The sequence below is a fragment of the Alteromonas sp. genome (genome assembly GCF_984505615.1).
Window position 1 is genome coordinate 145,771 of the sequence record NZ_CFHOXV010000007.1, and the last position, 10,525, is coordinate 156,295.

Annotated in this window: 9 protein-coding genes; 7 read left to right on the forward strand and 2 right to left on the reverse strand. The window is 51.1% G+C overall.

What is annotated here, in order from left to right:
- Positions 1 to 165: 165 nt before the first annotated feature.
- From AC4PME_RS07145 to AC4PME_RS07160, 4 genes are read left to right on the forward strand one after another with little or no spacing between them, the layout of a single operon-like run.
- The gene (locus AC4PME_RS07145) at positions 166 to 1,701 is read left to right on the forward strand and encodes an ABC transporter substrate-binding protein (RefSeq protein WP_491046036.1); all 1,536 of its coding nucleotides are present in this window, start codon (positions 166 to 168) and stop codon (positions 1,699 to 1,701) included.
- Positions 1,702 to 2,640: an ABC transporter permease gene (locus AC4PME_RS07150; RefSeq protein ID WP_491046037.1), complete on the forward strand. Its 939-nt coding sequence runs from the start codon at positions 1,702 to 1,704 to the stop codon at positions 2,638 to 2,640.
- A complete protein-coding gene (locus AC4PME_RS07155; protein WP_491046038.1) occupies positions 2,640 to 3,431 on the forward strand; it encodes an ABC transporter permease in 792 nt (263 codons plus the stop codon). The genes AC4PME_RS07150 and AC4PME_RS07155 overlap by 1 nt, the downstream gene beginning before the upstream one ends.
- Positions 3,428 to 4,834 (forward strand): ABC transporter ATP-binding protein, encoded by a 1,407-nt coding sequence (locus tag AC4PME_RS07160; protein ID WP_491046039.1) that lies wholly within the window; start codon positions 3,428 to 3,430, stop codon positions 4,832 to 4,834. Before AC4PME_RS07155 ends, AC4PME_RS07160 begins: the two co-directional genes overlap by 4 nt.
- A gap of 3 nt (positions 4,835 to 4,837) precedes the next feature.
- On the opposite strand, the gene AC4PME_RS07165 is transcribed toward AC4PME_RS07160, so the two are convergent.
- On the reverse strand, positions 4,838 to 5,980 hold the full coding sequence (locus tag AC4PME_RS07165; RefSeq protein ID WP_491046040.1) for an MFS transporter: 1,143 nt from the start codon (positions 5,978 to 5,980) through the stop codon (positions 4,838 to 4,840).
- A 238-nt stretch (positions 5,981 to 6,218) separates the two neighbouring features.
- Here AC4PME_RS07165 and AC4PME_RS07170 point away from each other — a divergent pair, with 238 nt between their 5' ends.
- The 3 genes from AC4PME_RS07170 to tmpT all read left to right on the forward strand — a co-directional run bounded on the left by AC4PME_RS07170 (position 6,219) and on the right by tmpT (position 9,173).
- A complete protein-coding gene (locus AC4PME_RS07170) occupies positions 6,219 to 6,746 on the forward strand; it encodes an NADPH-dependent FMN reductase (protein ID WP_491046041.1) in 528 nt (175 codons plus the stop codon).
- A 210-nt stretch (positions 6,747 to 6,956) separates the two neighbouring features.
- Entirely contained in the window at positions 6,957 to 8,516 is a 1,560-nt protein-coding gene (locus AC4PME_RS07175; protein WP_491046042.1) for a sodium:solute symporter family transporter, read from the forward strand.
- A 30-nt stretch (positions 8,517 to 8,546) separates the two neighbouring features.
- Positions 8,547 to 9,173, forward strand: a complete 627-nt coding sequence (gene tmpT / locus AC4PME_RS07180; RefSeq protein WP_491046043.1) for a thiopurine S-methyltransferase — start codon at positions 8,547 to 8,549, stop codon at positions 9,171 to 9,173.
- Between the two features lie 59 nt (positions 9,174 to 9,232).
- On the opposite strand, the gene AC4PME_RS07185 is transcribed toward tmpT, so the two are convergent.
- The coding region (locus AC4PME_RS07185; RefSeq protein ID WP_491529535.1) for an efflux RND transporter permease subunit at positions 9,233 to 10,525 on the reverse strand (1,293 nt) is incomplete at its 5' end.

The following is a 10,525-nucleotide window of genomic DNA, read 5'->3' on the forward strand; positions in this document are numbered from 1 at the left end:
GCAGAATTCGTAAGTCAGAGCATCATCCGTTCACCCCGCCCCCGGGGTAATCCTGCTAATCTCCTGAATGTTGTCAGTTGACGTAAAACATGGAATTCGTTAGCAGACTATTTATATACTGCATATAAATACTAATACTCCAGCCTGACTAAACCGGAAATCACGTTGACTGCGCCGCGACAAATTATTTTTCTATTCTTATTAAGTTCATTGATTCTGGCCTGTACACCTGCGCCGAAAGACACGACTTTACATATCAGCGGCCCCTTTGAGCCGGTCAACCTGGACCCGGCTTCCGCTGGTTATATGTTTACCCGGATGCAAATTATAGAAACACTGGTAGACGTGGATAATGATGGGAACCTGATACCGGGTCTGGCAACTTCCTGGAAAAGCAATGCAGATTTGACCCGCTGGACATTTAATCTCAGACCCGGCGTAACATTCCACGACGGCACATTGATGGACGCAGAGTCAGTGCGAAAGAGTCTTGCCGTGGCGCTGGGAAAACCGGCTCCCTTTCCGGTCGATATCGTCACCAACATTGAAATCGTTGACCCGCTGACGGTGAGTTTTACACTTAAATCGCCTTACCGTCCTTTTCCGTCCCTGCTTTCCAACTACACGACAGCAATATTATCGCCCGCCTCATTTGGTAAATTTAACCGGATGAAGGCACTGATTGGTACGGGTCCTTATGAAATTACTGATTTCATACCGCCCCACAACATTAAAGCGAAGCGTTTTGAAAAATATCGCAATGGCCCTGCAACCATTGAGTCCGTTGACTATGTAACCGGACACAGGTCAGAAACCCGTGCCCTCATGGTAAGAACGGGCCAGGCAGATATTGTTTTTAATCTCGATCCGCCGGCAACAGAGATGCTGAAACAGGATCCGGATGTAAATGTGCACACCCGTTTTATCCCCAGAACGACTCTGGTCAAGCTTAACAGCGGAAACGAAAAGCTCAGCGATGTGCGGGTAAGGCAGGCACTGAGTCTGGCCATTGACCGTCAGGCCATCGCAGAAGGTATTCTTCATGTTAAAGGTGCTGAAGCTAATCAACTGTTCGGGCCATCCATGGGCACCTGGCATGATGCTTCTTTACCCCCTCTTGCTACAAATATTGAAAAAGCAAACGCGTTGCTTGATGAAGCAGGCTGGGAACTTCGTGATGACGGTATCCGCTACCGTGACGGTAAGCCGCTGTCTTTATCGATGATTACCTACGCAAACCGGCCGGAACTTATCACCATTGCCACGGCGATACAGGCTCAGTGGCGGGAGGCTGGTGTTGAACTGGCAGTGCATATGGAGAATGCCAGCGCCATACCTTCAGGTCACAGCGACGGCACACTGGAAACGGCTTTGCTGGCGCGCAACTTCGCCAATATTCCGGACCCTCTGGGCATCTTACTGGCCGACTTCACCTCGGTTGAAGGCGGAGAATGGGGCCCCATGAACTGGAGCAATGAACGGGTATTTTCCATCGTTAATCAATTGGCGTCCGGCAAACCGGATGACAACTACTATGTATTGCAAAAAGAACTTATCAGCACGCTTAACGAAGATATGCCGCTTATCCCGGTGGCATTTTATGTTCAGCAATCCGCCACATCTTCACGGGTCAGAAATTTCAGTTTCGACCCCTATGAGCGTTCGTTCAGAATCGACCAGATGCGCTTTCAGAGTAAATAAATGCTGAAAATACTACTCTCCAGACTTAGTCAGTGCCTTTTGATGGCGTGGAGCGTGGGCACACTCACGTTCATCCTTACCCGCCTGCTGCCGGGGGATATGGCCTATAAAATTGCAACCGGACGCTATGGCGATGATGCAGTCAGCACCGCTGCAGCCAATGCGGTGAACGCCGAACTAGGACTTGACCGGCCTGCTTTTCAGCAATATCTGGTGTGGCTGGGAGATTTGATTACCGGAGACCTGGGTACAAGCCTGGTGACCGGCGCACCGGTTGTGCATGAGTTGCAAAACCAAATGAGCTTTACTCTGGTGCTGGCGTTCTGGGCTATTCTTGCAGCAGCGCTCATTGCCTTTCCTGTGGGGCTGTTGTGTGGTGCAAAAGCTGAAACTGTGTCAGACAGGGCTTCACTCATCACATCAACATTTATCCGCTCTCAGCCGGTATTTTGTCTGGGACTGTTACTCATTTTTATTTTTGCCATGGAGCTGAACTGGTTTCCTGTGGCCGGATTCGGCGGCGCTGAGTACGCTGTACTTCCGGTACTGACTTTAGCACTCAGTCTGGCAGCAGTGTCTAACCGGGTCGTCCGCAACAGTACCCGCCAGGCCGTTAACAGTGCTTACTTTCATTTTGCCCGCACCAAGGGACTGAGCTATGCACAAGCCTTCACCCGCCATGTAATACCAAACGTCATCGTACCCGGCCTGGCTTTTATGGGTATTCAGCTCATCGGCCTGATTGAAGGGGTTATCATGGTGGAAAGTCTGTTTGCCTGGCCGGGTATAGGCCATGGTTTGTCGCACGCTGTTTTTGCCAGAGACATACCCATGTTACAAGGTACAGCGCTGGTCATGGGTATGTTGTTTGTGGCGATTAACACACTTGTGGATATCAGCCAGCACTACCTTGATCCAAGAACGAGGCCGGACAATTGATGTCTGTTTTTCACAGGCTGACCATGCAGCAACGGGCTGGCATGGTAATTCTGTTATGCCTCGCTGTCTTTGCCTTTTGTGCACCACTTGCCGGCACCGATCCTGATACACAGGATTTGCATCATGCATTCGCCGCGCCGGGCGCAGAACACCTGCTAGGTACTGATCATTTTGGCCGCGACATGCTTGCCCGTCTGAGCGGCGGAATGCGGATTTCATTTGCGCTGGCGATAATCTGCGTATTCAGCGCAGCAGTAAGCGGTGTAGCCTGCGGTCTGGCCGCTGCCTGGTACCGGCGCTGGCTGGATACAGGTCTGAATTTCCTGGCCAACACGATTCTGGCACTGCCCGGGCTGGTTCTGATCCTCGTTTTTGCTGCAATTGTGCCCGGTTCATTTTTGATGATCTACATCGCCATATCGCTGGTACTGTGGGTAGAGTTTTTCAGGCTCGTCAGAGCCATTACCCTGCCGGTTGTACAGGGAGAAGAGCTGGAGTCATCAGCATTGCTCGGCTTCGGAAAGTGGTATCTGTTAAAACGTCATATCTGGCCTGCCATTGCAGCCGATGTGTATTCTCTTTCCGCCTTCGGTGCAGCGACATCGGTCATTGCTATGTCATCAACAGGATTTGTGTACGTCGGCCTCAAGCCCCCCACGCCGGAACTCGGCCTGATGATTGTGGAATTATTTCCGTATTACTACAAAGCGCCCTGGCTGTTAATGGAGCCCATCGCAGCACTGTTTTTAATGGTTTTTGCTTTCCAGCTTCTGGCAGGTAAACAGTCATGAATGCTGTGCTTCAAATAGAAAATCTGACCATCGTCTCTTCAGAAGGCACACTGGTAGACAACCAGAGTTTCACCGTCAGCCCCGGCGAGCCGGTAACGATTATCGGAGAAACCGGCTCAGGAAAAAGCTTGCTGGCTCACACCATCATGGGAGATTTACCGCGGAATCTTCAGGCCACAGGAAAAGTGCTCACCGCCGGACATGACATGTTGCAGGCGCATGCGACGCAATCACCGTCTTCACTGTGGGGGCGAACCATTGTCATGTTGCCACAGGAACCGGTAAAAGCCTTGAGCCCCCTGATGAAACTCCGGCAGCAGGTTGGCGAAGTATTCAGATTTATCAGAAATCTCAGCGGCGACAATGCTCAGACATCCGCTGACGTGGCACTCGGACGCACCGGACTGACTCAGGCAGCAGATAAAATACCGTCCCAACTATCAGGCGGTATGGCGCAGCGGGCCGCTTATACCTGTGTTGCGTCAACATCTGCCGGAATCATGATTGCCGATGAGCCGACGAAAGGGCTGGATAATCATCACAAAGCGGTTCTGGGTGAAGAGCTTCGTCAGTTCGCTAAAACGGGTACCCTGCTCACAATCACCCATGATATGAGCCTTGCAAAGCTGCTTGGCGGTAAAGTCATCATAATGCAGAAAGGTAAGGTTTTGGAAACCGGTGCAGCGGGCCGCGTGCTGAATACTCCGCGCTCCACTTACGGACAAACCCTGCTCAATGCCTTACCGGAAAACTGGACTCCACTAAGCACTAAGAAAAGGAGTTTTGCTCCACTGATCACGTTGCAGGACTGCGCGATAAGACGTGGCACCGACGTTATATTTGATAATGTCAGCCTGGCATTAGGGAAAGGGGAAATTGTCGGCTTAACCGGTGACAGTGGCAGCGGAAAATCCACCTTGGGAAATGTACTTCTGGGATTACTTCCGGCAGACGGTAAGCGACACATTGCAGAGCCACTGGCCCGTCACAACATGCTGAAAATCTATCAGGATCCGCCCAATGCTTTCGCTAAAAACGTGCCTGTTATTCAGCTTCTGGACGATGTTATCCGCCTCCACCAACTCGACGACAGTGAACTTGACCCGCTGATTAATGAACTCGGGCTTTCCCGTCAGTTACTGCAACGGCACGCAGGCATGATCAGCGGAGGCGAATTACAGCGGGTCGCCCTGCTGCGGGCGCTGCTATTGAAACCAGCCTTCCTGGTCGCCGATGAACCCGCCTCCCGGCTGGACCCCATAACCAGTGAAGTGGTCTCTCGGTTACTGGTATCAAGCTGCCGTGAGCGGCAATGTACGCTGCTCTTTATCAGCCACGACCGGCAACAACTGGAAAAGCTCTGTGACCGGGTGATCGATACCAACAGCCTCAGGCAACAGTAACACCTATACCCTGACTCTTCCGGCCAGAGCAGTAGCGATACAAAGTAACACAGCAATCACACCCAGTGCCGCAGGCAGGCCGTAAACCTGTGCCCCGAAGCCCACCAGAGCAGGCCCGGCCAGAACACCCACATAGCCCAGTGTTGATACGGCTGTTACCGCAGACGCTTCGCTCATGATTTTTTGCTTACCCGTGGCCGAAAACATGATGGGCACAATATTGGAACACCCGAGACCAATCAGGACATATCCGGTAAGCGCTGCCACTGAAAGCGGCACCAGAAGTGATAATGCAAAACCTGCAATTGCAATGCCGCCGCCTCCCAGTACCATCATTTTCGGTCCCAGTATACTGGTGATCTTATCCCCGGCCAGTCGTCCCAGCGTCATGGCAACAGAAAAACAGGCGACACCCAACCCGGCGTTCTCAGGATTAACGTCACGGTATTCAGTCAGATAAATGCCGCTCCAGTCCAGCACAGTACCTTCGGCCAGAAACACAATGGAACACACGATACCAATCAGTACTACCACACCTTTTGGCAGGGCAAAAAATGCCGCCGGTTCCTGAGACTTGCCAGTTCTGAATCCGTTTATGCCAGCCAGCAAAAAGGCCACTGACATTACCGCACCGGCTGCACTGGTCAACTCCACCGGGACACCGGAAGACAAAATCGCTGTCATTAAAATTGCGCCGCTCATGCCTCCCAGACTGTAAAAGCCATGGAAACCCGACATCAGCGGCTTATCCGCTTCTTTTTCTACTGCAACGCCCTGAATATTCATCGCACAATCGGTGGTGCCTACGCACAACCCGAAGATCACAAGAAAAAAAGCCAGCAAGGTAACGGAGTCGAGCCAGATCAGTGCCGGATAAAGCAGTGAGAAGCATGACATAGAAGCCACCAGCACAGGCTTGCAGCCAAGCTGAGATGAGAATTTACCGGCCAGAGGCATGCCAACTAACGCTCCTGCGCCCAGACATAACAGCATCAGTCCCATGGTACCGTCACCAATGGCGAGGTTTATCTTAATAAATGGAATGATGGCCGCCCAGGCTGCAGTAATGAATCCTGCGCTGAAAAAAGCAATCCGGGTGGCACGTTTTTGCGCAGGTATTAAAGGACCTGCTGGCACTGAAGACATTCACTATCCTACATGTAGTTGACGACGCTGGTAATATTCAGACTCTGCTGGCAGCGTACTCAGCATCATACAATATCCGGACTGAATTTAAATTCCGTTGGCACAATATGCAACAAGCTATTTTGGCTAAAAACGTTCATTTCATAAAATCGAACGAACCATTTTGTATTTAGCACTTATCCATTTACGATAAAAATCGTATTGTATTGATAACGAAAAACTCAAAAAGGATTCAGTTATGAAAGTTGTTGCATTTGGTGCAAGTACAAGCAAAAACTCAATTAATAAGGCGTTAGCAACCTACACGGCAAAGCTGGTAGAAGGTGCTGATGTTACCGTTCTGGACATCAACGATTATGATGTTCCTATGTTCAGTGAAGATAAAGAAAAAGAGATCGGTCAGGCTGAAGGCGCACAGAAGTTTTTAGATGACATCGCCGGCGCTGATGCCCTGGTTATCTCATTTGCTGAGCACAATGGTCACTACCCGGCAGCGTTTAAAAACCTGTTTGACTGGGCAACCCGTATCAACCGCGCGGTATATGGCGACAAACCAGCCGTTTATCTGTCATCTTCTCCGGGTCCCGGCGGCGCGAAGTCTGTACTGGCAGCGGCAACAGGTTCTGCAGGCTTCTTCGGCGGAAACGTAAAAGCATCGGTATCTGTGGCTAACTTCTACGATGTTTTCGATATGGAAACCGGTGAAGTAAAAGACGACACAATCGCGACTGAATTAAAAGCGGCTGCGGCTAAGCTGACGGCTTAACTACAGCGTCAAAAATACAGGGGCAGCTGCGGCTGCCCTTTTTTATTCCCGCCGGTCTGAACGTTTCCTTTCTCTTATCTGTATATATTCTGCGCTTAACTCTTTCTGACAGTGTGATATGGTTGAAATATCATCAACACTCTGCCCCCTTTATATTCAACGTGTTACCTCATTACGCGCAGGCAGCGGAAGCAAATTCAGGAGAAAGGAATGACGTGGCTGGACTATTCCATTGTAGGTATTTATTTACTGGGATTATTGTTTTTAGGACTCAGGTTCAGGCATCAGCATTCCGGGCAGGAATACTTTCTCGGCGGGCGCTCACTGGCCTGGCCCACACTGACACTCTCTGTCATGGCAACCCAGCTATCCGCAATCAGCTTCATTTCCGCCCCCGCATTTGTCGGACTCCGTGAAGGTGGCGGTCTCATCTGGCTGAGCTACGAACTGGCTTTGCCGCTGGCGGTAATTGTTATGCTCTGGCGCTTGTTGCCCACCTTACACAACGCCGGTGTGGTAAGTGTCTATGACTATCTTGAACAGCGTTTCTCCCGCTCTACCCGTTTGCTGATCAGCTTCGTCTTTCAGATCAGCCGTTCCTTCGCCACTGCCATTATGATCTACGCTATCAGCCTGATACTACAAGGCACCATGGGACTGAACCAGTTCCACGCTATTCTGGTTATCGGGGTGATCACACTGATTTACTCAGCAATGGGCGGTATGAAAGCGGTCGTTTACGGTGATGCCGTTCAGATGATTCTCATCGTTGCCGGCGCAGCTTTATGTCTGTGGGCGGGTCTGGACGCTGCCGGAGGCTGGGACAAAGTATTTGAAATCATTCCGCCGGAACGTCTGCAGGCAGCCAATACCAGCACAGCCGGATTAAATGGCAGCGATTTCGGTATACTGCCCATGCTGTTTGGCGGTCTTGTGCTGTATGCCTCGTATTACGGGTGTGATCAGTCTGAAGCCCAGCGGGCGTTGTCCAGCCACAGCATAAAAGATTTAAAGAAAATGATGCTGACTGTAGCCTTTCTGCGTTTTCCCGTCACATTGCTGTATTGTGCTGCGGGCCTGGTGATCGGGGCTCTTGTCATAGCAACGCCGGCATTACAGGCGCAAATCCCGGAAGGCGAACCTGACTGGATGATGCCTGTCTTTATTATTAACTATCTTCCTGCTGGCATTGTCGGCATTCTGGTGGTCGCCATTCTGGCTGCGGCTATGTCGTCGCTCAGTTCTGCCATTAACAGTCTGGCTGCGGTGACCACAGAAGACATTTGCCGAATCACCGGTGCCAAACCCGATGATGAGACCTATCTGAAACGGGCTCGCCTTGCCGGTATTGTGTGGGGACTGATCACTCTGGTGCTGTCTTTGTATGCCGGTAACATTGCTCCCACGGTAATTGAGGCCATTAATAAAATCGGTTCAGTTTTTTACGGTCCGGTGCTGGCCACATTCCTGGCGGGTATTCACAGCCGCAAGGTGTCTCCCGCTGCCGCTAATGCCGGATTGCTGGCCGGTGTAGCGGCAAACGTGTATCTGTGGCTGAGCGGCAACCCGTTATTCTGGTTCTGGTGGAACCTGATTGGTTTTGTGATTACCTTGTCTTCAGCCTTTGTGTTATCCCGCTTTTTACCTAACGATGCGGCACATAAGCTGCCTTCGGTGCGGGGTATAAGCTACCGCGCTGCCGTCATCCTGGCCGCCTGGTCCGGTTTTTTAGTGCTGACTGTGATTTACCTGCCGGACTGGTTAGGATAACCTGCTTTTTTATCTTCTTTAGGGGAATGTATGGATCCGCAATTCTGGATGTTAAAGTGGCAAAACAATGAAACCGGATTTCATGAGCCTGAAGCGAACCCGAACCTGACTGCCAATATTGACCAGCTGTCGCTGGCCCCGGGCAGTCGTATCTTTGTGCCTTTATGCGGCAAAACACTGGATATTCCCTGGCTCTTGTCGAAGGGTTATGAAGTAGTGGCAGCGGAATTAAGCCATCTGGCGATCATTCAGTTATTCGATAAGTTAAATATTATTCCTGATTCCGAAAAGCTGAATGGCGTAACCCGCTACGACGTTCCCAATTTCACCCTTTTCGGCGGCGACATTTTTGATCTTACGGCTGACATGCTAGGCAAAGTAGACGCCATCTACGACCGTGCCGCACTGGTAGCCTTACCGTTTGAAATGCGTGTCCGCTATGCCGCTCATCTTCGCGAAATTACCAATACGGCTCCCCAGTTACTGGTGACCTTTGATTACGACCAGCAAAAGCTTGATGGCCCGCCGTTCTCAGTGATCAGCAACGAAGTAGAACAACATTACATCGACCACTACAGCTTAACTTTGCTGCAGGGTAAGGAAATCAACCTAAAAGGCAAAGTGCCGGCACAGGAAAATGTCTGGTTGCTGAAATAGTCTTCCGCGGATAAAAAAATGGCCTGCGTCAGGCAGGCCATTTGTTGTTTACTCACCGGTTATTCCAACTCCCCTTTGCGGTATGGAATAGCAGCATCCTGCTCTGTCAGTGCTTTTTCCCGGGCTTCCGGTGACCCGGTATTGCGGGCAAATGCGGCATAGGCTGTGGGCACAATAAACAAAGTCATAAAGGCCGATACGATTACGCCGGCAAATATCACCATACCAATCACCATCCGGCTTTCAGATCCCGGTCCTGTTGCCAGTACCAGCGGCAGCGAACTGAATACTGTAGTGAAGCCCGTCATTACAATCGGGCGTAAGCGCTGGGCTGCAGCACGTTTCAGCGCCTCTTCAAATTCAACACCGGCGTCCCGTAACTGATTGGCAAACTCAACAATAAGAATACCGTTCTTCGCCGCCAGGCCAATCAACATCACCAGCCCGATCTGGCTGTAGATATTCATGGTCATGCCTGCCACATACAAGCCGATAAACGCCCCGACCAGTGCCAGTGGAACGGTAAGCATGATAACCAGCGGATGCACCCAGCTTTCAAACTGGGCTGCAAGAATGAGGTAGGTCACCGCCAGTGCCAGAATGAAGACGAAGATAAATGAGTTACCGGCTTCATGATAAAGCTGGGACTCACCTTTGTAGTCAATGGACACAGCATCAGGCAGTTCTGTCGCAACGATGTTTTCCAGATACGCCAGCGCTTCCCCGAGGGTATAACCTTCTGCCAGGTTCGCTTCAATAGTAATAGCACGCATGCGGTTGTAACGGTTCAGCAGTGCCGAAGTAGCCTGCTCATCCACTTTCAGCAGGTTATCCATGGGAATAAGCTGACCGGTGCGTTGTGAACGGACATACAGATTATCAATGCTGCTGGGGCTGCGGTAATCCGATTCTATCCCTTCCATGATGACATAGTATTCTTCGCCTCTGTCCAGGTAAGTAGATACACGGCGTTGTCCCAGCATCACTTCCAGCGTGCGGCCGATATCAGATATCGACACCCCTAAATCGGCTGCGCGGTCACGGTCTATATTAACCAGTAGCTGCGGAGAGGTATCTTTGTAATCGGAATCCAGGCGTACCAGTCCCGGATTGTCTCTGGCTTTATCCATGACGATGTCACGCCAGGCCACCAGGTTTTCGTAGGTGTCGCCCTGCAACACAAACTGGACCGGACGCCCTGTCCCGCCACTGATGCCGCTTCGCATTACGCCAAACGCAGTGACATCCGGAATCACTTCCAGTTTTTTAGTCACCTCTTCCATTAATTCAAAAGACGTGAAGTCACGCTGATCCCATGGGATCACGCCTACCACAGCCAGCCCGGCCATGGT